Source organism: Paenibacillus aceris (assembly GCF_017874035.1).
In the GTDB taxonomy this organism is placed as follows: domain Bacteria; phylum Bacillota; class Bacilli; order Paenibacillales; family NBRC-103111; genus Paenibacillus_E; species Paenibacillus_E aceris.
This window is the reverse complement of sequence record NZ_JAGGKV010000021.1, coordinates 1-25622: the sequence shown is the minus strand read 5'-3', so window position 1 is coordinate 25622 and position 25622 is coordinate 1. Positions and strand designations below refer to the sequence as shown.

22 protein-coding genes and 1 rRNA gene are annotated in these 25622 nt (G+C 50.5%); 1 reads left to right on the top strand and 22 read right to left on the bottom strand.

All coding sequences use genetic code 11. The features are described 5' to 3' along the window. Positions 1-11 precede the first annotated feature (11 nt). Together J2Z65_RS27480 and J2Z65_RS27475 are read right to left on the bottom strand one after the other, a co-directional pair. The gene (locus tag J2Z65_RS27480; protein ID WP_167068881.1) at positions 12-923 is read right to left on the bottom strand and encodes a polyprenyl synthetase family protein; all 912 of its coding nucleotides are present in this window, start codon (positions 921-923) and stop codon (positions 12-14) included. Between the two features lie 82 nt (positions 924-1005). Then, entirely contained in the window at positions 1006-3333 is a 2328-nt protein-coding gene (locus J2Z65_RS27475) for an ATP-binding protein (RefSeq protein ID WP_167068884.1), read from the bottom strand. Positions 3334-3403: 70 nt separating this feature from the next. Here J2Z65_RS27475 and J2Z65_RS27470 point away from each other — a divergent pair, with 70 nt between their 5' ends. After that, positions 3404-3589: a hypothetical protein gene (locus J2Z65_RS27470; RefSeq protein ID WP_167068887.1), complete on the top strand. Its 186-nt coding sequence runs from the start codon at positions 3404-3406 to the stop codon at positions 3587-3589. A 544-nt stretch (positions 3590-4133) separates the two neighbouring features. Here J2Z65_RS27470 and J2Z65_RS27465 read toward each other — a convergent pair. The 20 genes from J2Z65_RS27465 to rrf form a co-directional block, all read right to left on the bottom strand. Beyond that, positions 4134-5111, bottom strand: a complete 978-nt coding sequence (locus tag J2Z65_RS27465; protein WP_167068890.1) for an aromatic ring-hydroxylating dioxygenase subunit alpha — start codon at positions 5109-5111, stop codon at positions 4134-4136. A 20-nt stretch (positions 5112-5131) separates the two neighbouring features. Further along, a complete protein-coding gene (locus tag J2Z65_RS27460) occupies positions 5132-6286 on the bottom strand; it encodes a BMP family ABC transporter substrate-binding protein (RefSeq protein ID WP_240160092.1) in 1155 nt (384 codons plus the stop codon). Positions 6287-6291: 5 nt separating this feature from the next. Next, positions 6292-6777: a (2Fe-2S)-binding protein gene (locus tag J2Z65_RS27455; RefSeq protein WP_167068893.1), complete on the bottom strand. Its 486-nt coding sequence runs from the start codon at positions 6775-6777 to the stop codon at positions 6292-6294. Continuing rightward, on the bottom strand, positions 6770-9064 hold the full coding sequence (gene pucD / locus J2Z65_RS27450; RefSeq protein WP_167068896.1) for a xanthine dehydrogenase subunit D: 2295 nt from the start codon (positions 9062-9064) through the stop codon (positions 6770-6772). The genes J2Z65_RS27455 and pucD overlap by 8 nt, the downstream gene beginning before the upstream one ends. Continuing rightward, entirely contained in the window at positions 9048-9983 is a 936-nt protein-coding gene (locus J2Z65_RS27445) for an FAD binding domain-containing protein (protein WP_167068899.1), read from the bottom strand. The genes pucD and J2Z65_RS27445 overlap by 17 nt, the downstream gene beginning before the upstream one ends. 183 nt (positions 9984-10166) lie before the next feature. Further along, the gene (locus tag J2Z65_RS27440) at positions 10167-10817 is read right to left on the bottom strand and encodes a nucleotidyltransferase family protein (protein ID WP_167068902.1); all 651 of its coding nucleotides are present in this window, start codon (positions 10815-10817) and stop codon (positions 10167-10169) included. After that, positions 10811-11809, bottom strand: coding sequence for an XdhC family protein (locus tag J2Z65_RS27435; protein WP_167068905.1), 999 nt, complete (start codon positions 11807-11809; stop codon positions 10811-10813). Before J2Z65_RS27435 ends, J2Z65_RS27440 begins: the two co-directional genes overlap by 7 nt. A gap of 35 nt (positions 11810-11844) precedes the next feature. Continuing rightward, a complete protein-coding gene (gene ggt, locus J2Z65_RS27430) occupies positions 11845-13440 on the bottom strand; it encodes a gamma-glutamyltransferase (RefSeq protein WP_167068908.1) in 1596 nt (531 codons plus the stop codon). Continuing rightward, the gene (locus J2Z65_RS27425) at positions 13434-14678 is read right to left on the bottom strand and encodes a pyridoxal-phosphate-dependent aminotransferase family protein (RefSeq protein ID WP_167068911.1); all 1245 of its coding nucleotides are present in this window, start codon (positions 14676-14678) and stop codon (positions 13434-13436) included. The genes ggt and J2Z65_RS27425 overlap by 7 nt, the downstream gene beginning before the upstream one ends. Next, positions 14665-15954, bottom strand: coding sequence for a Zn-dependent hydrolase (locus J2Z65_RS27420; protein ID WP_338111832.1), 1290 nt, complete (start codon positions 15952-15954; stop codon positions 14665-14667). The genes J2Z65_RS27425 and J2Z65_RS27420 overlap by 14 nt, the downstream gene beginning before the upstream one ends. Beyond that, positions 15947-17341: an allantoinase gene (locus J2Z65_RS27415; protein WP_167068915.1), complete on the bottom strand. Its 1395-nt coding sequence runs from the start codon at positions 17339-17341 to the stop codon at positions 15947-15949. Before J2Z65_RS27415 ends, J2Z65_RS27420 begins: the two co-directional genes overlap by 8 nt. 63 nt (positions 17342-17404) lie before the next feature. Beyond that, positions 17405-17761, bottom strand: a complete 357-nt coding sequence (gene uraH, locus J2Z65_RS27410; RefSeq protein ID WP_167068918.1) for a hydroxyisourate hydrolase — start codon at positions 17759-17761, stop codon at positions 17405-17407. Then, complete coding sequence (gene pucL / locus J2Z65_RS27405; RefSeq protein ID WP_167068921.1) at positions 17758-18705, bottom strand: factor-independent urate hydroxylase; 948 nt, start codon at positions 18703-18705, stop codon at positions 17758-17760. Before pucL ends, uraH begins: the two co-directional genes overlap by 4 nt. After that, on the bottom strand, positions 18702-19220 hold the full coding sequence (gene uraD / locus J2Z65_RS27400) for a 2-oxo-4-hydroxy-4-carboxy-5-ureidoimidazoline decarboxylase (RefSeq protein WP_338111833.1): 519 nt from the start codon (positions 19218-19220) through the stop codon (positions 18702-18704). Before uraD ends, pucL begins: the two co-directional genes overlap by 4 nt. Positions 19221-19719: 499 nt before the next feature. Continuing rightward, positions 19720-20649: an ABC transporter permease gene (locus J2Z65_RS27395; RefSeq protein WP_167068924.1), complete on the bottom strand. Its 930-nt coding sequence runs from the start codon at positions 20647-20649 to the stop codon at positions 19720-19722. Positions 20650-20709: 60 nt separating this feature from the next. Next, complete coding sequence (locus tag J2Z65_RS27390; RefSeq protein ID WP_167068927.1) at positions 20710-21831, bottom strand: ABC transporter permease; 1122 nt, start codon at positions 21829-21831, stop codon at positions 20710-20712. Then, positions 21828-23336 (bottom strand): ABC transporter ATP-binding protein, encoded by a 1509-nt coding sequence (locus J2Z65_RS27385; RefSeq protein ID WP_167068930.1) that lies wholly within the window; start codon positions 23334-23336, stop codon positions 21828-21830. Before J2Z65_RS27385 ends, J2Z65_RS27390 begins: the two co-directional genes overlap by 4 nt. Before the next feature lie 306 nt (positions 23337-23642). Then, positions 23643-24179, bottom strand: a complete 537-nt coding sequence (gene chrA / locus J2Z65_RS27380) for a chromate efflux transporter ChrA (protein WP_275691096.1) — start codon at positions 24177-24179, stop codon at positions 23643-23645. Further along, the gene (gene chrB, locus J2Z65_RS27375; RefSeq protein WP_483406965.1) at positions 24176-24760 is read right to left on the bottom strand and encodes a chromate efflux transporter ChrB; all 585 of its coding nucleotides are present in this window, start codon (positions 24758-24760) and stop codon (positions 24176-24178) included. Before chrB ends, chrA begins: the two co-directional genes overlap by 4 nt. A 768-nt stretch (positions 24761-25528) precedes the next feature. Then, a 5S ribosomal RNA gene (gene rrf / locus J2Z65_RS27370) occupies positions 25529-25622 on the bottom strand; the annotation flags it as partial.

Below are 25622 nucleotides of genomic sequence, written 5' to 3'. Positions count from 1 at the left end.
GTCGATTATCATTACTCTTCCTCAACAAAACTGCCATATGTCACTTCCCTGAAACGTTCCTTCCAAGGCGAAACCGCTTGTAGATTTTCATAGATTTCCTCCGCTTTTTGAATGCATACCGCCTGTACGACCCGGCCATACTCCAGGCAACCGGAATCATTGATCGTTTGAAGAAAACCTTCTTTGTCGTGCAAAAGGACATCCGACGTAATTTCCCCTTCATAATACGCCTTCAAAGAAGCGAAAGCCTCGTCCTCGACGGAGAGCAAATACAAAATAGGAAGTGTACGCTTCTTACCATACAAATCATTCTTCACATCATAGCGGACAATATCGCGCATATCATTCTGAATCTGATGAATGAGCCCGATGCAATCGGCCAGCTCGTGGAGCTGCTCGATCGTCTCCCGCGAGGACTCTGCCGTCACATACCCCATAAAACATGCCAAGCGAAAAAGAGAGCCAGACTTCTCCTGCGTCATCACCAGATAATCATCAACAGATATTGCCGCATTCACCACGTCCTTATGCTGGCCGTTGATCGAGCGTGCAATGATCTTCGTTACCTCGACCAGCCATTCCGGCTTGACCTGCAAATGCCCCAACTCGCCGATGAATCCCATTAACAACGCCAGAACCGCGTTCAATGCCTCCGCTTGCGAGCATTTCATCCATGGCTTGTCATCTTGATCCTGATCCTGCAGATCATCGACAATGTCCAGGATAAGATTGACCAGTTCTGACAGCGCCGCGTAACGTTCAATATGAGGCGAATTTCCGCCCATCATATAGTGCGTGCAGAGCGTAACTTTCGCCCAAGCCCCATTCTCTTTCTCTTTATCCGCAATGAAAGACTTCAGAAGCTCATTTAAATCCTTCACCTCAATATACTCATCCACCAAGCGAATCATATGATCTTTCACGTTTTGCCTCATGCTCCATTCGCCCTCGCTTCTATCTCCTAAAGAAGTATATAGTGTTAAAGCTGTTAAAGTGCAGTCACTCCTATGCGGAAATGACCTCCTCAATCGGAATCCACATTCTAAACGTCATCCCCTTCCCTTTTAGCGTGTTCAGGTCCATTTGGCCACCCATATGGATAATTCTGCTTCTAATTTGTTCAATTCCCATGCCAGAAGCTCCGATTTCCTTTTGTATTCCTTCATTTTGAACATTGAACCCCACACCATCATCCTCATAATTGATATAAAAGTAATGATCTGCTTCCTCTACGGTAAATATGACCCTGGCCGCTTGCGAATGCTTCTTTGCATTATTCAGCAGTTCCTGCACAATTCGGAAGAGATGGCGCTTTGTCGGCAAATCTTTACTTTCAATAAATGATACGGAACCTATCTCAATAGAAAGCTCGAATGGCGTTGTATAGGCTTCCTTCTCTACATACATTTGAAGCGTTTGAATCAGTCCTACTTCCCTCAATAAATGCGGATTAAGCTCAAAACAGCTCTGGCGCAGACTGGCATTAATCATATCCACAAAATTATTCATATTATTCAGTTGTTCCTGATCGGACTTTTCCAACGTACTTTTATCCGCGATAGACGAAATTCTTCTTTTCAGGAAAAATAAATCCTGCATGGTTGTATCATGTAAATCGTTTGCTATTCGAATCCGTTCCTCTTCTTGCAGCTCAAACATCACCTTACGAAACCATTGGATATCATGCGCAACCGCCTCATGCGGAAGCTGCGCTGCAAACTTCTGCAAATTACCCGTTAACTTGCGTATTAAATGTACGTTTTCCAGACTAATTTCCAAATAAGTCGTAATAAATTGGAGCCACTGCTTCTCCTCTTTTGAAATGAGTGTATTGGCCTTTTTGCGTGTCATAATTAAATAACCGGTAAAAGCCTCATGTCCCGTTATCTCTATACTTGTAAAATCGGGATGGTTAAGTAAGGTTGACTCATGGACCAAACGTTCGATTTCCAACGAATCAATTTCACCTTGCGTAATAATTTCTATTTCATTTTCATGTCGAAAAACGATGGCGCCTCCAAGAACTTGCAATGTATGGACGATGTCTACGAGAATAATATCTTTCAACTCTCGCAGAGTGGAGATGGCTCCTAGACTTTTAGAGATCTTTTTTAGAGCTAACTGCAATACATGCTTCTTCGGGAAAAGAAAAGGTTCAAGACGAGTTGTCCAATACTCAGCTGCATAGAGCAAAAGGGATACTAGGAATATCGAACCTGCGAAAACGAATAGGATTTGCTTCTCATTCACCTCATGACTAAATAGGAAAGCATAGACGCCCGTGAACAGACTGACCGGGATGACCGACATAAGACCGGCAAATATAAAACGACGGATAACCATGCCGATGTCATAAAGCTGATTGGAAGCAATTAAATATATAAATGAAATAGGGAACAAGATGATCGTCCAGCTCGTATAAATAGCATCAATTACCCAAATGCCAAGAAAAAGCTTAGGAAGAAAAGAAAGACATATAATAGGAAATATTGAGATAAACAAAGAAAAACAGACACTTTTTACTATGCTAGATAAATAAGTTTTTTCATTGCGAGCTTTAAAATACATATACGCAATAATACATATATTAATAAGAAAGCCTATTATGAAAAAAACTAACGTGACAATCCCATCCAAACGATAAAACTTAGTCATGGATGGCAATAAGTAAAGCCCTCGCAGCATCGCTACAACTAATAGAATGGCATAAATATATTTGATATACCCCGTAGGGAATTGTAATTCTCCTTTTTCTTTAAAGAAAGTCACTATAAAATGTAAGAACACAACAGGTAATATCATCATAAAAGAGGATATTAATATTTTACCAAGCAGATCACCTCTAATCGAGGCTCCTAGACTCATGTAAATAACCCCCATAGCTAAAAAGACGACTGAAAGCAACCTAGCTGATGGGGAACGGCGCAATTTTAACAAAAGTAAATAGGCTAAAATTATACAGACAGATTCCTCTACTAAGGGGATCACATCATATAAAGTGGTGCTATTTTTCACAATTTTAAAATCATGATCATTCCCGTTTCTTGAAATAAGTAATGTACTTGCTTGTTCAATAGCCCCCCATTTGACCACATACTTAGAATCCTCAGGAGGCTTTCCATCAACAAGCTTTACAATATCTCCTGCTTTAATGCCCAATTTTGCACTTGCACTCTGTGAATGAGCCTCTGTTACCTCCCATTGATCTGCCTTATTCAAGGCTAAATTTATTCCAATATATGGGGAATGGAAGGTTAAATAAGAACACCAGATTTGCAAGAATACAAATATTACGACAAAAAAACTAAATAAATACGTTTTTCTAGCATCCATACTACACGTCCTCCAAACATTTGATATAATCAGATTGTAGTTAAAAATTGTTGAAGGGAGTCTTATTACAATGACTATCCAATTAGCTTCTAAGCTGCACAATGTTGTTCACATGCTTAAAAACCTTGAGTTAAACCCTGCATCAAACCCTCTAGCAGTTGCTGGTGCTCTTTCTAGAGAGGAATCGTCAGCGATCATGAAAACCTTTACAATTAGAGAGAAAAAACAAACCGAACCGATCTGCAACTGGTTCTAATCTCGTTGTCTTATTTTACCAAAATCAAAAAGGATTGTATAACCAGCTTTTGGCTGTTATACGATCTTTTTTTGCATTTCAAATCAAAAATTTCACAAACGTTTACATCCTGATGCGAATAGAGCTTGCATACAATCCTACTAACTTTTGCGACGTGAATCAGTATAACAAATAATATGACAATTAGTATACATATGGAAAATATTTGAATGAAGCTGGGAGGACTTCGGGAGAGCCCCTGAAATCTTCGAAAACAAACCCTAACTTCCGGGAGTCCTAAGTAGTAACAATAGGGAATATGAGTCCGCTATTTTGGCAAATACCGCTTATCTCACGGTGCAAACGGAACTACAGGGCCTTATTTCTTCAAATCCCCCGCACTTTCGCCAAAATCGGCAAAATAGCGTACCATAGTTACCTCTCGACGTCCAAACGGCTGCAAATTGCAAAAATAACGGACCGTAGTTCCCACACACGTTTCATAAAAAAAGACTACCGAAAAGGCCATTCCCGCCCCTTTCGATAGCCTATTCGTTTAACCACACTATGCCGTCCCAAACGTGACGCCCAATTCCCTTAGCCGTTTGCGATACGCAATACTCAGTCGATCCGTGTTCAAATGCAGCTCGGCCTGCAAATCAAGCGGCAGCAGCTCCGGCTTCTGATTTTCGACCATTTCGCGGTCCTGCTCGATCAGCAGATCCTGGAACCGGATGAAAATGTCATCCGCTTCCTCATACGCATAGTTCCTCTGCTTAAGCATGAAGGCTTGGCTTCGCTGCTCAGTTTCCGGCAGCACCATGAGGAACAACCTGAAAATTTGATCCGTATCCCGGTCTCTTTTAGTAAACGCGACACTTAGCGGACCATACACTTCGTACACATAACGGCTATGTACCCCACGCCCTGTTCCATCCGGATCGGGCTGGTAGACGACAATCTCCTCCGAGGTGAGGACGCCGTCCTCTTCATGCACCTGGTAATCGCCAATTTCGGCATATTCACTATCGCCCAGCATTCCCTCATGAACAAACATGAGGTGGGAGACATCGAGGAAGTTTTCGATAATGCGAGGTCCTGCAGCCTGCAGGGTATACGGGCCCATCCATACTTCTTTGAAGCCTGCGGGAATATAGGAACTTACTTTCGGCAGCGAACCTACCGGTTCACCCAAGCAAACCCAAACAAATCCGTGCGCTTCCACACAATGGTAGACGAACGCTTTTGCCTTCGAGGGGATAGCACGATTAGCAGGCAGTGAAGGGATTCGCGTACAGGTCCCACAGCCGTTATAAGACCAGCCATGGTAGGCGCACACGAGTTCATCTCCCTTTACTTTGCCCAGCGAGAGTGGGACGCCCCGGTGAATGCACAAATCTTTGAAGGCGTGAACGCCGTCAGAGGTGCGGAAAACAGCTACTTTTTCACCCAGTACTACAACAGCAACCGGTCGGTCCGTCAGAGCCGACGACAACAATACCGGATGCCATTCGTCAAGAAGAGTGCTATCTTGTATCGTCATCGCCTTCACAGCCTTTCCCATTATTTTGGAATGACACCTTTAATGCCCTTAACAAACCAAGTCGTGCCTAGAATTTCTTCATCTGTCATTTTTTTGCCCTGCTCGAACCTGACTTTACCATCCTGATCTACGAGAGGGCCTTGAAACACATCAAAGGTCCCTGCCAAAATCTCTTGCTTTTTCTTTTCGATAAGCGCCTTGACGTCGTCCGGCACATTTTTGCCAAGCGGCGCGATATCTGTAATGCCGTCCTTCATGGTTCCAAAATAAGCATCGGATTTCCATGTGCCGTCCATTACACTTTTCACCGTTTGCACGTAGTAAGGGCCCCAGTTCCATTTCGGGTTGGAAATGTACGTATCCGGTGCGAATCGGCCCATGTCGGAGTCATTGCCGATCCCCCACACTTTGCGCTCAGCAGCCGCTTGAATCCCGGCAGGCGAATCTTGATAAGCAGCCAGCACGTCCACGCCTTTATCCAACAAGGAAATCGCTGCTTGCTTCTCGGTTGCCGGATCGAACCAGGTGTTGCTCCACACGACCGACACGTCCACGTTCGGATTCACACTTTGTGCGCCAAGCGTAAAAGCATTAATGGTATAAATAACTTCCGGAATCGGGAAGGCGCCAACATAGCCCATATGATTGTTTTTGGTCAATTTACCCGCCGCCATGCCGACAAGGTATGCGCTTTGGTACTCGCGTCCCATGTACGTCCCCATGTTAGGCAGTGTTTTGTAGCCTGTCGCGTGCAGAAATTTCACGTTCGGGTGCTTTTGCGCCACGTTGTACATCGGGTCCATATAGCCGAAAGAGGTTCCGAAAATAATATCGTTCTTCTGTGCCAGCTCTTCGAAAACCCGCTCCGCATCAGGACCTTCGGGGATATTTTCGACAGTAGTCGCTTTGATGCCCAGCTCTTTCTCCATCATCAAGCGTCCTTGATCATGCTCATAAGTCCAGCCGCCGTCTCCGGGCACACCGATATAGACAAAGGCCACTCTAGGGAGCTTTTTTTCCGCTTGGGACGGGGGCGCACTTGCAGCTGGTGCTGCCGCAGGGGAGCCTACTGGTGCTGTCGTGGTGCTCGTCGTTGGTGTGGATGAACTGGAACAAGCAGATAGGATCACTAGGAAGATAGCAGTTAAGGACAACATCAGTTTTTTTGGCATCATGGCTTCTACCCCTCTCTTTTTACCGGCAAACCACATCGTTCTACCGCTCTGAAAATACCTACATACCCCGTGCAGCGGCATAAATTGCCGCACAGCGCCTGTTCGGCCTCCGCCCTCGTTGGGGCGGGATTTTTGCTCCACAAGGCCGTTAGCGTGACGACCATCCCTGCGGTACAATAACCGCACTGCAGCCCTCCCTCCTCTAACATCGCTTGTTGAACAGGATGCAGCGCTTCTCCTCCGGATATCCCCTCAATGGTGGTCACCCGCTTGCCTACCGCTTGATACGCCATTAGCAGACAAGCATTTACGGGCTTCCCATCAAGCAGCACCATACAGGCGCCGCAGCGTCCAATCTCACAAGCAACTTTGGTTCCGGTTAAACGCAAGTCATCCCGTAAAATATCCGACATCCGCTTGGATGCAGGAACCGGAATCGCAATATCCTTTCCGTTAATGGAACATTCCAGCACATACGTTGTATTAATCAATGGCCTCCACCCCTTCTAACCAATCGATGGACCGCACGATGAGCTCTGGTGAAATCGGCAGCCGGTTCACCCAGATCCCGGCTGCCTGCCGAACCGCTGCAGTAATCGCCGGCGCCAGTCCGACGCTGCCGATTTCGCCAACCCCGCGTGGGCCGAAAGTATCGCCCTCGGGTAAATCTTCAATTGCTTCTACACGAATCGTTTGCGGGCTATCTTTGAAAGTAGGGATTAAATACGTGTCCAAATTGTGCCGTAAATAGGCACTCTCCTGCATAACGGCATCCTCGGTCAACGTGTACCCGAGCGCCATAACACTGCCGCCCTCAATCTGTCCGAGGAAACCCATCGGATTAATGACAGGTCCTGCTGCGATCACGTGATCGGTCGCAATCACCCTCACCCTCCCTGTCAGTATGTTCGCTTCTACCTCCACGATGACGGCTGCGTAGGAGTACAAATAATGCGCACCGACCTGCCCCGCCGGCGTCGTCGGGTAGTCGAACGCCGTCTGCGCAAGAATCGGCTTCGCTGCCGATTCGGCAGCCGCCGCCAACTGCGCATACGTCACAACCGGCTGACCCGGCTCATCACCCTTGCGATGAATTCCGCCTGCGCCGGTTGTCAGTTCATCAGCGGCAGCGCCCGTAAGCTCAGCCGCCTGTTCCAGCAGCGCCTGCACGAACGGCGGCTTCAGCCGCTGCAGCGCGCGCCACATCATCGTGGTGGCGCGGGACGCCGTGCTCGAGCCGCTGCTCGGCACGCGGTCGGTATCGCCGATGACGATGCGAATGTCATCAGCGGCGCAGCCGAAGCAATCCTGCAGCATGAGCGTAAGCGCTGCGTAAAGCCCTTGCCCGAACTCCTCGAAGCCGAAGGAGGCCTGGATCTTGCCCTCCGGCGTAAGCTCGATGCGCCCGCCGGAGTGATCAGGGATGCCGAGGCCGAGCCCGGCGCCATGCATCACCATCGAGGCGCCGATGCCCCGGCGCAGCCACGGCTCACTGCTACTGACCTGTGGCATGCCCCGCTTCGCCCAGAGCGGTGATTCCTGCACCTTGCTCCACACTTGGCTGGCGCCCTCAGTCGCCACGATCTCCTGGCCCATCGGACCAGGATCGTTTGGAGCGCGCAGGTTCAGCTTGCGCAGCTCCCAGGAATCCATCCCGAGCTTTTCAGCCAACCGCTCGATCTGGCTTTCAACGGCAAAGATCACCTGATTGCCGCCGAACCCCCGAAATTCTCCGGATACGCCGTTATTTGTATAAACACTCGTCCCTTGTACGTCGACATGCGGAATCTGATATGGCCCAATGGCATGCTCAGTTGCAAAATTCAGCACCTCGCAGCCCAAAGTTGCATAAGCGCCGGTATCCGCAAGGATGCTGACTTGATGTGCGATAAGGCGTCCGCTTTCATCTGCGCCTGTCTTCATGGCTATCCGCATCGGATGCCGTTTGATGCCGGAAATGACCGATTCACGGCGGGAATTGTGCATTTTGACCGGCGCACCTGTCTTCAAAGCAAGTAACGCACCGAAAGGCTGCACGTTAAGCTCATCCTTCCCGCCGAACGATCCCCCGATCGGACTGGAAACTACGCGGATCTGCCCTTCTTCCATAGCAAGAATACGTGCCAACTGCATTCGATCCTTGTAGCCGTGCTGTGTTGGCGAGTACACCGTCAGCCGGCTATTCTTCTCCGGAACGAACAGCCCGCCCTCGGTTTCCATGTACGTGTGCATTTGCCTTGGCGTATAATAAGTCTCCTCTACGATGTGAGCACACTGTTCAAAGGGCAATTCGGCCTCGCCATGCTTTAGAAAGGTTCTATGCAGTAAGTTGCCGTCGGGGTGCAGAAGAACGACACCTTCATCCAGCGCTGTTTCCGGATTATCTACAACCGGCAGGGGCTCATAAACGACCTCGATCAAGCTAAGGGCGTACTCAGCGATCTCTTCCGTATCCGCAGCAACAGCCGCCACGGCATCTCCAACATAACGAACTCGATCGTGACATAAAACAGGCTGATGCGGAAAGGCAATGCCGAACAAATTCATGCCCGGCACATCCTCCGCCGTTATGACAGTACGGACACCGATAGTCGCCTTGGCTTTACTTGTATCAATGGAGAGTATCCAAGCATGCGGATGCTTGCTTCGCAGCACCTTCCCATGCAGCATGCCCGGCGCCGTTAAATCCGTGAGATATTGAAGCTTTCCGGTTACCTTCTCTTCACCGTCGGGGCGAATGATCCATTTTTTAGCATACGTATCACGACCTAGGAGCATAGGCCCCGCCCCCTTTTCGCCAAGCTTTATAGCATTCGGACACGATCAGATTCGCCGCCGTCATCTTGCGGTAAGCAACACCGGCGTAATCATCAGCTACAGCATCGAAATCATCGGACACTCCCTTGTGCAAGGTTTGCAGGACTTCCTTGGATAAAAGCTTGCCTGTTACCGCATCCTCCAGCTCTTTGAATCTTGCCGGAACGGCGCTCCCGCCGCCTGCACTCAAAGCAATAGCGGCAAGAGTGCCGTCCGCTTCTATTCTTAAACTGCCGGCAACCGTTACAACAGATGGGGTAAACGCTTCTCTGCGTCCTACCTTCAAATAAAACTCGTAGGAATGCCCCTTATCTGCCATCTCCGCACTCACCTGCTCCGGCTCCGAGGTTGGCACTACAATTCTTGTCATCATCTCGTAGGATGTAAAATGCGGACCTTCCAGCCACTCTTTCAGCGGCAGCTCGCGTTCTTTCTGTCCATCCGACCATACTACCTGCGCATCCATAACCAACAGGACAGGAATGAGATCTCCTGTACGTGTCATTACATTGCCTCCGATTGACGACAAATTGCGTACGGAGGGCGCTGCAATCTCGGAGCAAGCTTGCACCAAGAGCCCGCATCGCTGCCTCATCAACTCATTATCCATCAAATCTGCCAAACACAGCGCTGGACCTATATGAACATGACCTAGATTGTCAATGGTTAATCCGGCAAGAGCAGGAATTCGAGCAAGGCTAATCAAGTGCTGCGGAGGCGATGAAAGGCCATTTTCCCAACGTGTACGGAGCCATGTGCCGCCGGAGATCAGCACCGAGTTGTCTCCCCATTTGTGCTTTAATTGCATGGCTTCCTCTACACTCGTCGGCTGCCATACTGAAGGCTGCTGCTCTGGCAGCTGGTACAAAGGAACTGACATGAACAAAACCTCCTCAGCTTCATCTAGAAACGTCGATCCCCCATAAATGATCCGTAGTTAAATTAGATCAACTATAAACAATTCCCAAAAAAAGAGTCAACTAACTTAACATGATTTTGTGTTTTTGTATAAAAAAATAGCGCATCATTAGTAATAATGCACTTTTCAACTCAAATATGTTATTTAAATTGACATGAAGTTGTGTGCGAATATTTTTTTCGCCTCTTCATATCGTTCTGCTGTGTCTACATCCATGAATTTGAGCTGTTTTTCCTCGATGATGCGCCCACGGTACTGAGGTGAACGAAACAAGGAACGCGCCCCGACATCCCCTTCCAAAGCAGTTGCCTCAGACCACATCCCCGGTCCCATGATTAACGGAGGCTTCGGTATTCCCTGATCCCCGCTGGCGATATAATCATACCCTGCATCTTCATTGAATGCCTTCGTAAGACCAAACAGCATAGGCCCATCGATAAATGGCTGATCCGCCAGCAAAACCATGATGCCCTCTGCGCCCTGCTCTATGGCCGCCTGAATGCCCGTGCGCAGCGAATGTGCCATCCCGCATTCCGCGTCGGGACAGACGGCAATGCGGCAGCGGCCCAGCATGATCTGCGTTTGAGCGGATGCTGGAAGCCAATCCAACGCGTCGACTTCACGCGCGACAACAATCACGCTGTACAGCTCTGAATGAAGAGCTTGCTGAAGAGCGACTCCGCCTAGCCTCACGCCTTCCGCTATTTCCAAGGACGTCTTCGCCGTCCCCATCCGTCTGGAGCTGCCCGCTGCCAAATAGACGCCGACGATCTTCCGCTTCCTCCTTTTCACCATGGGCGGCACCCTTGGATATTACGCCCTGATGCTGCAGAGGAATTCCTCCCTCCACTGGCTCGAACACCGCGCTTATCGCTAATCAATTCCGCTACGATACTGATTGCGTTCTCAACAGGACCTTCCGAGCCAATATTCAAGCCAACCGGATAATGGACCCAATCAGGGCGCTCCACACCATCCAGCAGCTTCTCGGATCGGGTTCTGGAGCCCATAATGCCAAGATAACGCAAACTCGACTTCACCGCTCCGCGCACGAATTCGGCATCCTTATCGAACTGGTGACTCATCACGACGACATAATCCTCAGCCGTCAGCTTTAACTTTTCAAGTAAAGCCCCTGGGAAAGCTACAACCGTCTCCATGCCGGGAAACCGCTCTGCCGTACAATAAGCATCACGCCAATCCGCGATCACGACGCGAAATCCGCTGCCCGCAGCCAGCCTCGCAAGCGGGATGGCATCTTGATTCGCCCCGAACACAACGACTCTCGGCTTGGGCCTAAACGTGTAGACATACTCAGAGGGTGACGAAAGTCCATCGGCAGAAACCGCTCCAACCACAAAGCACGACCTATACTGTATATCGGAGTATCCCTGAACGAACGTTCGAGATAATTGCATGGCTTCCCCGCGATCCAGGGCCGCTTTGGTAGCAAGCAGGTGAACAAGCAGTTCGCCTGTCACCGGCTCCAGCAGGATGCGAATTAGCCCGCCGCACCCGATCGTTTCGCCCCAACCGAAATCGTCGGCAGGCCGCATGTCATACTCGATCATTTGCGGCTTCTGCGATTCCCCGACTAGGGGCACATAACCGGATAGATCGGCTTCCAGGCAGCCGGGAGATATGCTCCCCACCGAGCTTCCATCCGCCATCAGCAGCATCATCGCCCCTTGCTTACGGTAAGCGTGACCTTCCACATAAATAACCGTCGCCAGCACAATCGACTGGACTTGACGCTCTACCGCTTGTAAAATGTCATAGGCCTCCATCACTCACCGCACCTCGCTTATATGGCATTATCGTTTTACCAGCCGATAGCTAAACCATCGCCCCGAGGATCAGCAGCACCGCACAGAAATCCTCGCTCATCCCTAACAATTCCCTGCGCTTGCCCCATAATGCCATCCCAAGGGTTCACGGGCTCAACCCGGTGTCCCCATCTTTTAAGCCGGGCATATACCTGGTCATCCAACCGATGCTCGAGCTTCAAAGCATCCCCGTCTTCTCCCCACGTACGTCCGTATACCCAACGGGGCAGTGATATCGCTTCTTGAATGGACAATCCATAGTCCAGCACACCAGTCAGAATGGAAAGCTGCGTTTGCGGCTGTCCTTCACCGCCTTGAGTGCCAAACAGCATATAAGGCTTACCTTCTTTGCTGACCATCGCTGGCATTAACGTATGAAACGATCTTTTTTCCGGTTCTAGCGCATTGGCACAAGCAGAGTCCAGCGAGAAGAACGAGCCGCGATTTTGCATAATAATCCCCGTACCGCCCGGCACATAAGCAGCACCAAAGTCGAAATATAAGCTTTGAATAAAAGAAACCGAGTTGCCCTCCTCGTCAACAACAGCCGCATAAGCTGTATCCTGGCCGATCGCCGGAGACAAGTATTCACTTACCTTGTACGGCTCCGCTTGTATAGCCTGCCAAAGCTCCTTAGCATAAGCCTTGGACAGCAGCCGCTCCAGCGGGATCTCCCGGAAGTGAGGGTCGGTTAAGTACAGATCGCGGTCTTTAAACGCCTTTTTAATCACTTCCGACATAATATGGTAAAAATTAGCTGATGCTCTAGGAATCGCGCTTACCTCTATGTTTTCTAGCATATTCATCATCATTAGCGCTGTGAACCCTTGTGAGTTCGGCGGCATTTGAAAAATTTCATAATCTCGATAAGTCGCTGAGAGCGGTTCCACCCATTCTCCTGCGCAGCTCAGGAAATCCGCCTCCTGCAGCAATCCGCCATCCCGCTGAATACTTTCCACCATCTTCTTCATGACAGCGCCGCTGTAAAAGGCATCTCGGCCTTCCCGCCCTATCTGGCGGAGTGTCCCGGCCATCTCTTTCTGAATCAGCCGATCCCCTTCCTTCAAAAGCTCACCGCTGGCCATATAGAGCGCGCTAAGCTGTTCCGAAGCCCGAATGAACGCTTCATCCTTCTTCATCCAAAAGCTTAAATTGCGAGAAATCGGAAATCCCTTTTCCGCATAAGCAATCGCCGGCTCCAGCAGCTTTTCCCACGGCAGTCTGCCGTATTTCTCCCATACTTGCCACCAGGCATCCACCATGCCCGGCACGGTGATCGCGCTCAGAATCCCTCTCTGCGGAATCGTCTGCAAGCCCTTTGCCCGGTAAAAATCTGGCGTCGTCTGTGCTGCCGACTTCCCGCTTCCGTTGAAGCCCGTATAAGTGCCTGTAGCTGCATCATACATCAGGAAGAAAGCGTCACCGCCGATACCTGTCATATGCGGATAAACAACACCCAGTGCCGCACTAACGGCAATCGCGCTGTCAAACGCGTTGCCCCCCTGCATCAAAATCGCACTCCCCACACTGCTCGCCAAATAATGAGGCGTGGCAACCATCGCACGTTCCGCTCGCGGCATGATGTTTAACATGGCTGTTCCTCCTCTGCATGAGCATATTGGTGCAAAGCCGCTTGCAGCGCCTTGCCGACGTTCACATCGGCACGATGCCAGAGGAGAACAGCTTCCAAAGCACCTAGTACATGGAGCACGTTTTTCTGATTACAACTGAAGCCCATCGTTCCGATTCGCCAGATTTGCCCCTTCAGCGGTCCGAATGAACTGGCGATTTCAATCCCAAATGTATTCAGCAGCATGGAACGGACAGACTCTCCGTCTAGACCGTCGGGGATAAGGATACAGGTTACGACCGGCAGTTTGCAGTCCGGATTCCCATATAGCGTAAGCCCCATGGCCTTAAGGCCGGCAACCAGTGCAGCCTCATGCGATTTATGACGCTTGAACCGCACCTCAAGCCCTTCCTGCAGGACCAGTCGCAGCCCCTCACGCAAGGCATAAAGCATGGATGTCGCTTCCGTATGATGATTGAGCCGCTTCGGGCTCCAATAGTCCTGCAGCATGCCCAGGTCAAAATAGTTGCTCGCCACCGGCTTTACGCCGGAAAGCGACGCCCCTTTCTCGCGCAGCCCCCGCTCGATTGTCTTACGGCGGAGCACCTTCGCTTCGATGCGTTCGTTGTAGGTGACGGGCGACATTCCGGATGGGACGGACAGGCACTTTTGCGTCCCGCCGATGACCGCATCGAGCTGCCAAGCGTCAGTCTTTACCGGGACGCCCCCGATCGTCGCTACTGCATCCACAACGAGCAGCGCATCTACCTCACGGCAAGCTGCTCCGATGCCGTCAAACGGTTGGATGCAGCCCGTGGATGTTTCGCCATGGACCATAGCGACGATGATCGGCTTCTCCCGGCGGATAGCATCGATGATTTCCTGCGGCGTGAACACCGTGCCCCACTCCCGCTCCAGCATAACAACCTCTGCTCCGCAGCGCTCCGAGATTTCCACAAGCAGATGACCGAAGCGTCCATAAATAGGAACAAGCACCTTGTCTCCTGGCTCAATGATACTTACGAGCACAGCTTCAATCCCTGAACGCGAGGTGCCGTCGATCGGATAAGCCCATTGATTATTCGTTTGGAACACTTCGCGTAGCATTTCCATCGTTTCATTCATCAGATCTGTGAATTCCGGATCGAACTGTCCCAGAATCGGATACGACATAGCACGAAGCACCCGTGGGTCAACCTCTACCGGTCCGGGGGTCATAATCGTTCTCAGTGAGGGCGATAAGTCCTTATAGAATTTCATCCGCTTTCCCCCCATAGCCATATTGATATAACACGTGAACCAATGTTTGGAATCCGGCGACCAGATCGTCCGCTTCCGTAAACTCTGCAGGACTGTGGCTTATGCCTGCCACACTCGGCACGAAGATCATCGCCGACGGACAAATCGGCCCAAACAGCTGAGCATCGTGTCCCGCTCCGCTCGGCAGCCGCATGCTCCGAAATCCGCCTGCTTCGCAAGCAGCCTCAATCGCTGCCGAAATGCCTTCATGCATAGCCACAGGCGAAGCGTGTAAATTTTGAACCGTTTCTATAGTAAGCCCTCTTCGCATCGCGATTTCCTCGAGCTTTGTTAGCAACCTTACACAAAACATTCGCATTTCCGGCTCGTCAGTATGCCGGATATCGAGCGTAAACATCACATCTCCCGGCACCACATTCGAGGTTCCGCGCTTCACTTCCAACCGCCCAACAGTAGCAACAAGCGGCTCTCCTGCTTCAAGAGCCATTTGTTCCGTTAGCGCCACCATTTCAGCCGCTCCGGCTAGCGCATCCTTGCGCATCTTCATCGGAGTCGTCCCCGCATGATTGGAGCTGCCTGTTACATGTACAGTCAATCGAATTTGACCCACGATTGCGGTTACTACGCCAATTTGTTTATGTTTGTACGCAAGGACAGAGCCTTGCTCGATATGAATTTCCAAATAACCGCCGATCTGTTCACGTTTAGCCGGGTGTTCTCCCAAATTCGCCGCATCGAAGCCTGCTTGCCGCATGGCCTCCAGCAAGGTAATGCCAGCGTGGTCCGCAATCTCGGCGGCAAGCGTCAGTGGCCTTGCGCCAGTGACATGCCCCGAGCCCCAGTAAGCCAGCGGGAATCGGCTTCCCTCTTCTTCACAGAACGAAACGGCTTCCAGCGTTCGCCTCGGCTCCCCGTAAGCCGCCTTCAAATAACCAAGCGCCATCATCGAGGCGACGACGCCGTATGCACCGTCATATTTGCCGCCATTTTTGACCGTATCGATATGCGACCCTGTCAGTATCGGCTTCAAGGCCGTCTCATTACCTTGCAATTTCCCAAACACATTGCCAACTGCGTCAAAGCCGACTTCCAGCCCCAGCTGCTGCATCTTGCTAACAAGCGCTTGCTGCGCCTGCAGCCATGGCTCTGTGTAAAGCAGCCGGGTCACTCCCCCCTCCGGGTCGGCCCCGTACAAGGAAAGCTCCTCCAGCACTTCGAGCATTCGCTCTCCGAATTGGGACAGCAGATCGAGGGAACTCGGTATCCGCTTAGCCACCAGCCTCACCTCCACCATTAACGGCAGGACGTAACCACGTCCCCCCGGCATGGCTAACAACCCCTTCGCCAAGCTCATACACCCTGCTTCCGCGATTGAATGTCGCCATCACCCGGCATCCGAACGTCCGCCCCACATAGGGACTATGCTTGTGACGGTAAAACAGGTCATTCGTCTGCAGCGTATAGCTCATATTCATATCGACCAAAGCGAAGTCGGCATCAGCGCCTACCGCAATAACCCCTTTGCGAGGATACAGCCCAAAACGCTTGGCAGGCTCAAGCGACAGCATCCTCGACAGTTCAGGCAGCGGCACATTTCTGCGAAGATGTCCTTCATCCAGCATCAACTCCATGGAGCTCTGCGCCCCGGAGATGCCGCCCCACGCTTCGAAGAAATCCCCCTGCTTCATTGACGTTGGGCACGGGGAGTGATCCGAAGCTAGAATGTCGAGCCGTCCGGCCAAGAGCTCCGCCCACAGCCGGTCTTGATCTCCTGCCGTGCGCAGAGGAGGGGCGCACTTCGCTACCGGCCCTAGCTGCACCAAGTCCTCGTTGGTCAGAGCCAAATAATGCGGGCACGTTTCTACCGTGACGTCCAGCCCTTTGGCCTTCGCCTCCGTGATGGCCTTCACTCCTTCCGCGCTGGAGATATGCACGAAGTGCAGCTTGCAGCCCGTTTGCTCCGCGTAGTAAAGCGCACGGTTCACCGCTTCCAACTCCGCCGCAATCGGTCTCGTGTCAACGAAGTCGAGCGCTCCTCGCCTGCCCTCCTCCTGAGCCTTAGCAGCTCGCTTGGACACGATCTCTTCGCTTTCGGCATGAAGTGCGAGCACAAGCCCAAGGCGCGCAATTTCCTGCATCCCCTTAAAGAGTGTGTGGTCGTCCACCTCAGCGAATATATCTTCCCCTTCTCCTCCGGGACAGGACATGAAGGCCTTAAATCCAATGACACCGGCTTCCGCCAGCTCTTGCAGATTTTCAATATTGCCGGGGACCAATCCACCCCACAGCGCATAATCGATCAAGGACTGTCCTTCAGCCGCTTCCAGCTTTCGTTCAAGAGCACTTAATCTCACTGTCGGAGGAACGCCATTGAGCGGCATATCGATATAAGTCGTGCATCCTCCCGCCGCAAGCGCTGCCGAACCTGTGACGAACCCCTCCCAGTGGCCAAGCGCAGGTTCGTTGAAATGCACATGTGCATCTACCATGCCAGGCAGAACATGCAGATGCTCTGCCTCATAGACAGGCGTATGCTCCGAGTACAAGAGGTTTTCGCCTAGCGCAGCAATTTTACCGCCTAGAATCCCGATGTCCAACTGCTTCAATCCCTCTTCGAGGACAACGGTTCCCTTGCGAATCACGAGGTCAAACTGTTTATCCATGCGAAATCCCTCCTCGGAACCTTTATGTAGCAATGGCAATGCTTTCTGCCAAACGACTTGCCGCTAGCTTCCCCTATAGGTGTTATACCCCCAAGGCGCAATCAACAGCGGCACATGATAATGGCTGTCTGCTGCTGCAACGCCGAACCGGATCGGCACTTGATCCAGGAAAGGGGGATCTGCCAGCTCAATGCCAGCTCCCCGAAAATATTCACCGACATGGAAGACCAGCTCATACGTACCAGGTGCAAATTCTTCCCCGCTTAGCATCGGCCCCCGCAGCCGCCCGTCAGCATTCGTAACCTCTGCGCGAAGCAGCTCTGACCGCCCCTCGTGAAGACGGTATAACTCAATGCGTACATCTTTGGCAGGTCTGCCTAGACTAATATCCAGAACGTGCGTTGTTAGTCCAGCGCTCATAGGCCCTCCAGGTCACGCTTTGTCATCGAAAAGCCTTGAAAACCATACGGCGGCCTAGGCTCTGTGAACACCTTTCCTTCGCCTGTTGTGGCTTGCTCCAGAATCGTCTCCCATGTCCGGTTATTCGATTCGAAGCGAATTTCTTTGAGTTGAGGAAACCTTTGCAGCGCGCGCTGCCCGATGCGGTAGATGAGATTTTGAATTGAAGGGGAATGCTGCTCATGAAATACGGTATGCGCGATATCCCGAATTTGCTCGGCGGCCACATAGCGACCCAAATCCGAGTCCAGAGCATCCTCCACCGCCTCATAGCTCCAAGCTATATCGAGAAAAATAAATAACGGGCGGTCATAAGATTCCGGAAGCGTCGTATACTCATCTCGTACGAAGCCCGCAAAGGAGCTGCCTATCACCTTGATCAGCTTCAGGTCTGCAATACCGCCTTCATGCTCTAAAATAGCGGTACCCTCTTCCGTCCGAGCGATTTCCACCTTAGCTGTCGGATGCTCGTTTTGCGAATACCGGTATACCAAATTACCGTTTTCGAATCCTTTAGCTCCCGGGACTGGCAGAACATCGAAAGCAACTTGGTCAGCTGTCATTTTCACGCCTGTCATCTGAGGATAGGTCTCTAGCAGCTTACGGCTTGCGAATGCAAGAAATCCTTCAGCTGTTGCGCCTTCATATTCTCCGGCCTTACGCAGGATAAAATTTTTCATGGAGTCCGTGGCCACAACCATCGTGTTATCCCCTTCGGTGAAAGAAGTGATAAACTTTTCTCCGCTAACCGCCACCTTAATATTCATCCCAAACAGTACATTGTCTCTGCCAACAAAACCCGATTCAGGTATTAGCGTTAGATTCGTAAGCGGCTTAGCATAGGACCTGTACACCCATACGTCACCTTTTCCGTAGTACATGATTCTCTCTGATCCGTTCTTCATCGCTTTCCCTCCGCTTCGTTGACTAGCAATGCCTCTAGGCGAAACCGCCCGATTTTGCAAACCTCTTGCAAAGCCTGGATCCGTTCCTCCTCCACCTCTCGATGAATTCGATGACTCAGCGCTTCGCGAATCGTTTCCTTGGTTTGCCCCTTAACCGCCATGATGAACGGAAACTGAAAAGCATCTGTGTACAACTTGTTAAGCTGAATAAACTGCTCATATTCTTCCAGAGAAAGTTGATTCAGACCGGCTCCAGCCTGCTCCTGTACCGAATGATCTGTCATTCGAACGCGCGTTCCCAAATCTGGGTGCGCTCGGAGCAGAGCCAACTGCTGTTCCTGGTCCGCACGCCATACCTCCCGTTCAAGGCTGCTAATCAGGTCCTGTCTTGTTGCAAAAGGCCTCGAGCTCCACGTACGCTCCGCTACCCAAGGAGAGTGTTCAAACAAGGGACCGAAGGCATCGACAAACCCATCTTGTGTCATTTCATTCACTTGCTGCAGCGTTAGCGTCACTACCTATCACCTCGATGATTATGTAAATGTTAACCATTCTTGATCAAGATTTGTTTCATTGTAGATCCACCATCCCTATGGGTCAATTTATATGAAAGAAGTTTGTAAACTTTCATAACATCCGTAACTTTTTTTGTGAAATTGCAAAAAAAGCCACTAGGGACAAGAAATCTTCCCCTAATAGCTTTTTTTACGCCCCCTAACTTACAAGAGGAACCTCATTCCTCAACTTAGCTAAAATGCAACGATTCTCATGTTTAGGGGGAACTATAGGCCCTTATATTACCTCAAACAACTAAATTGCTGCTCGAATTGAGGAAATAGCGGCCCCCCCGTTCCCCTTCACTGGCATACAGAACTATCTTCAGTGAAATAGCGCCCTGTAGTTACCTCTTTCTCTCACTAAAAAAGTACCGCCATCACCCATCATGGCAATGCATCTTCTTAAATAGGGCAAGCGATTCTCATGTTCACACATTTATGCATCCTCCACTTTGCCTTACAATCTCTGCTCCCGGATATAAGGAACGCCCAGCGCTTCAGGGGCACCGGATGGCTTATTGCGGCTGCGCCAGCCTAAGAACATCAGCACGAGTATGGTCACGATATACGGTATCATTTTCAGAAAATACGAAGGAATATGACTGCCAAGCAGCTGGGCACGGAACCCCAGAATGTCGAGCACCCCGAAGAAGTATGCGCACACCAAGGCGCGAATCGGGTTCCACCTCGCAAAAATGATGAGCGCCACCGCGATCCATCCGCGCCCTGACGTCATCCCTTCATTCCATGTGGGCGTGTACACAAGCAGCAGATCTGCTCCGCCAAGACCAATCAGCATCGAGCCGATGATGATACAGCCGTAGCGAATCGCGATAACCGGAATGCCCATAACATCGGCGGTTGCAGGATTATCCCCTACCGCTCTCAGATGAAGCCCCCACGAGGTACGGTGGATAAATAGATGCATCACGATCACCAGCACAAAGCTAAACCATGTAAACAGATCCAAATGGGCAAAAATTTTCCCGAAAAAAGGCACGCTCTCCAGCCAAGTGAAATGAAGCTTGGGCACCGCTCCGGTCAGCGGCTGACCGCTCACTGGCTTCCCCAAATATGCGCTAAGTCCCGAGCCGAATATCGTCATCGCCAGCCCGCTAACGACCTGATTGGCATACAGCGAAACACAGAGAACCCCATGCAGCAGCCCCAACATGCCACTTACGGCGAGTACAGCGAGAATAGCCACTAGTAAATTCCCAGTGTATATGTACAGTAGACATGAAGTTACCGCTCCCATCAGCATAAGTCCTTCGGCTCCCAATTGGGTGATCCCGGACCTCTCGATCAGAATCCCGCCCAATACAGCCAGAAGCAGCGGCGTCCCCGATGAAATGGCAGAAACGATGATTTGCGAAATAATGTCCAACTCTTCTCAGCCCCTCTCTCTTGTCATCTATGTTTTATTCGTTATCTGGCGCTAACCTGTTCAACTATTGCGGCGAATGCGAAATTTCCCAGCCATACCGCCGGCAATCAGGAAAAACAGGATAGCTCCTTGAATCATAGATGAAATCGAGGACGGGAGGCCGATCGTTTGCACGCTGTACCCTCCGACAATCAGCCCGCCAAAAAGCACCGACGAAACCACCAGACTAAGCGGATTCAGCTTTGCCAGCCATGCTACGATAATCGCTGTGTAGCCATACCCCGGAGATATCCCGTACATCAGGCGGTGCGCCACCCCGGATACCTCCCCCATGCCGGCAAGTCCGGCCAAGCCACCGCTAATGATCATGACGACCATCACATGTCTGGAAATCCGAATGCCTGCATTCCGCGCCGCTTCCGCGTTTGCTCCAATAAGGCGCAGTTCATATCCCCAGCGCGTATAACGAATGATGAATGCATAGAGCAGCACCCCGATTATGGCAAAAATAATGCCCAAATGGAGCCGCGAAACGCCGAATGTCGGTAATGACTGAGCCGCGGTGAACATTGGCGAGCCCGGGAAGTTAAAGCCCTTCGGATCTTTCCATGGACCGAAAACGGCATAATTTAAAGCAAGCAAAGCCACATAATTCAGCATGAGCGAGGTAATCAGTTCATTGACTTGAAAATAGATCCTCGGAATCGATGTCAACAGCCCCCATAACCCCCCCGCAGCAATACTTGATACGACCATGAAAGGAAGCGACATGTACATCGGCAGATGCGGAAAATAAATCGTTACCGCTGTAGCCGCCATCGCGCCAGCCAAAAACTGCCCCTCAGCCCCGATGTTCCACACAGAAATCCGGTACGCGATGGATACTCCTAAGCCGCAAAGCACCAGCGGAATGGCCTTAACCAACGTCTCCGTCACACCAAAGGAAGAGCCGAAGGCCCCTTTTAACATTTTGGCATATACCGTAATCGGGTTCATCCCGTTCAAAGCTATAAAAATACCGCATGCTGCCAGCGCCAAAACGATGGATACAATTGTAACCCACCACGGGCTTTCCCGACCCGCTGGATCAATCTCGAATCGATACGGCAGGCGAAAGCCCGATTCCCGCTTGAGGTCCTTCGTCTCTAACGGAATGATTCCAGCTGTTTGCTGTTCACTCATCCTGCATCCTCCTCCTCTGACCCCGCCATCAGCATGCCAATCGATTCGCGGTTCGCTTCCTCCCGGGGAATATTGCCTACGATGCGTCCGCCGTACATGACCAGAATTCGGTCAGCCAGCTGCAAGATCTCATCCAAATCCTCTGAAATAAGCAGTACAGAGCGCCTCTTCTTGCGTAAATCCTCCAGCAGTGCATGCACGCCGGCTGTTGCGCCTACATCGAGCCCTTGGGTCGGGTGCACAGCAACCATCAGCTTCGGTTCTAGGTCTATCTCCCTGGCAAGCAGCAGCTTTTGTTGATTGCCTCCCGACAGGAACTGAATAGGCGTGTCAATTCCCGGCGTTTTCACATCAAAAAGCTCAATAAGCTTTTGCGACCAGCTCCGATTGCTCCCTGTGCGAAGCAGCCCGAAGCGCGAGCGTGCCGGGGCGCGATACGTTTTGATGAGCAGGTTGTCGACGGAGCCCAGGCTCCCTGCGAGCCCGCTCTTCATTCGATTTTCCGGCACATGCGCAATCCCATGCTTGATAGCTCCGCGCACCGACCCGTTTTGTAAGGCCTTGCCATCAAAATGGATTTCGCCCTCTTTCCATGCACGAAGCCCTGTTAACACTTCCGCAAGCTCCTTTTGCCCGTTTCCGGACACACCGGCAACCCCGACAATCTCCCCTGCTTTCATTTGAAAATGAAGCCCATCCAGCACCTTGCGTCCATGGTCTGCATACACATTCAGTCCTTTAACCGCGAGCATCTCGCTGCCTTGCGGTTTTTCTCTCCTAATTGTGCGGTTGTTTAAGCTCTCTTGGCCAACCATCAGCTGCGCCAAGTCTCGCTCGTTCGTCTCCGATTTCGCCATCGTCGCGATCATTTTCCCTTTGCGCATCACTGAGATCCGATCCGAAGCGAACATGACCTCCTTCAGCTTATGTGTCGTCATTATGACGGTTTTGCCTTCCTGCTTCATGCGGTTCAGCGTTTCGAACAGCTGCTCGACCTCACCTGGCGTCAGAACCGATGTCGGCTCATCCAAAATAATGAAATCAGCGCCGCGATACAGCGTCTTCACAATTTCTACGCGCTGCTGCTCGCCGACAGATAACTGCCAAATCGGCCGATCCACCGGAAACGGCAGACCGAAATGGTTCGAAATCGCCTCAATCGCCTCTGACTTCCTAGCCAGCCAACGAGGGCCTCTCCAAAATGAGGAGGACTCCCCAAGCACAATATTCTCCGCAGCCGTCAATGTCTGCACAAGCCGAAAATTCTGAAACACCATCCCGATCCCAAGACGCATGGCATCCTTCGGGGAACGAATACGAACCTTCTCACCATGGATGTGGATTTCCCCGTGTGTTGGACGATACACCCCAGAGAGCATGCACATCATTGTGCTTTTGCCAGCGCCATTTTCCCCAAGCAGCGCATGAATCTCTCCTGCTCTCGCCCCAAAATCAACATGATCGTTAGCGATAACAGAGCCAAACTGCTTCATAATCTGGATCATCTCGACAGAATATTGCTCCTCTTTCTTCAGGGCGCATCCCTCCTAGGCTTGCCGTATATGCTCAAAACAGCATCTCCCATGAAGGATCTGCTGCTGCTCCATACTACTATCCATTTCTCTCACTATACGGTTCAGATGAAATGTGCGTCAATTAACATCACATAATATTAGGGCTACTCACGAAAAATGCCTCCCGCATTGTGCTTTTCACCAAATAATGTGTCAGTTTATCTCACGTAAAACTAAAAGGGGCTGCGCCAAAACGTCTTTACAGACCTTGGCGCAGCCCCTAGCTATTCTCGGCTATTATGATGAAAGAAAAATGCCGCCATACACGAAACCGGCAACAATTACAAAAGCAGGATGAATCTTTCTTTTTTGAATGAGGAAGAATGCAACCGCAGCAATACCAAAAAACTGAAGGTATCCTATCGCCTTAGTAGATTCCACCAAGCTGCTCCACGTAACCAGCACCATCATGATCGCGATCACTGGCTGAACAAGCAGTGTCATGCCTTTAATCACTGGAGATTGCTTATATTTCTGCAGGATGTTCAATAAAATAATGAGCGCAATAATGGACGGAACCACCGTTGCCGCCACAGCGATCAGAACTCCGATCCACCCACCGATTTCGTAACCGACGTATGCGGCGATTTTCGTGGCGATCGGTCCCGGCAGCGCATTTCCCAGTGCCAACATGTTAGAGAACTCACTGCTATTCATCCAAGCATGGTTTGTTACAATTTCCTGGTACATCAACGGTATCGAGGAAGGTCCTCCTCCGTATCCAAACACATTGGCTAGAAAAAAACTAACAAATAAATGCCACCATTCCATCATACGTCCTCACCTGTCCCCAGCTGCCTCTTCTTCCACTTATCCTTAAGCTTATGATGGAATGAACCATATAGGAGGAACAGAAAAATAACAATCGCCGGATGCACGGAAAACGTCTGCAGCAGCAAGAAAGAGACCACAAAAAAAGTAATCCCTGCCGCCCAGCCCAGTCCCTTAATGGCTTTCTCGCCAAATTCGTACGCCATAACCCCCAGCATCACTGCCACAATTGGCACAACGGCGGCTATCATTCCTTTAATCACGTGCGACGTGCTAAAAAATTGAATAAACGAATACAACCCAACCATTGCCACGCAGGTAGGCACGATGTGCGCCAGTACCCCAACTATGGCTCCAGCAGATCCTTTAAGCCGGTAACCCAGATACCCAGCCAGCTTCGTTGCAATCGGTCCCGGGAGCGTATTCGCTATCGCCAGCACCTCCATGAACTCCTCATCCTTCATCCATTGAAAACGCGTCACTGCTTCATAGCGGATCAACGGCACAATCGACGGACCGCCGCCATATCCCAAAATCCCCGTCCTGAGCATCGCCATTCCGATCTGGACGTATGTATTTCCCACTCGTATCACTCCTGTCTCTTGCAGCACCTTCTACATCTATATGTGCACAAATATGGGGTACATCAAAGTTACATATCATCTTATTGTAATATAAGTTTAAATATTTGTTTCATTTCTATCCCCACTTTTGTAAAAATGACACAACCTATTTAGCACCTTTGGACTCTACTCTAGGAAATCTCTCCCTTAGTAACCTGCAGACTTGTAGTATGGGGGCTAACTTATGCCCTCTACCGTTAGTTATCACTTGATGGGTGATGTAATGCTGTCGCTGCTCGCACAGTGTATGATGTACTTTGTACATTTATATCACTTTAAAATAGTGCGAGATCGCCACCTCGTTGTACTTTATACAACGTTTTGGGCAGAAATGCCCTTATTGCCGGCCATTCTGGCGAAATGGTTGTATTTTGTGCAACGGGAGCACGCTTTTCCGCGGAATTAGACTTTTATGTTGTATAGAGTGCAACATACGGCTCATCTAAAACTGCAGATCCCTCAAAAGATGAGCTCTTAAGTTTCGCATTTCCCATTGATACTAAAAAAAGTGCAAGTAATTATGCTCCAATGCTCAGATTAGCGAAATTAGATGTAACAAATTCATCTAATTTCAATTAAATCAGCCACTTCTGCCGTTTCCGCCTTATATACCGGGGAGTGCTTCTAATTTTACCTTTTCAGTTGGGCTATTAAGGAGCCCTAGGAAGCGGCAGCAGATATCAACAAAAAAACCTTACGAGGATTTCTCCTTGTAAGGTTTCTCATTGTGCTTGGCAACGTTCTACTCTCCCAGAACCCTGCGGTTCAAGTACCATCGACGCTGGAGGGCTTAACGGTCGTGTTCGAGATGGGAACGCGTGGG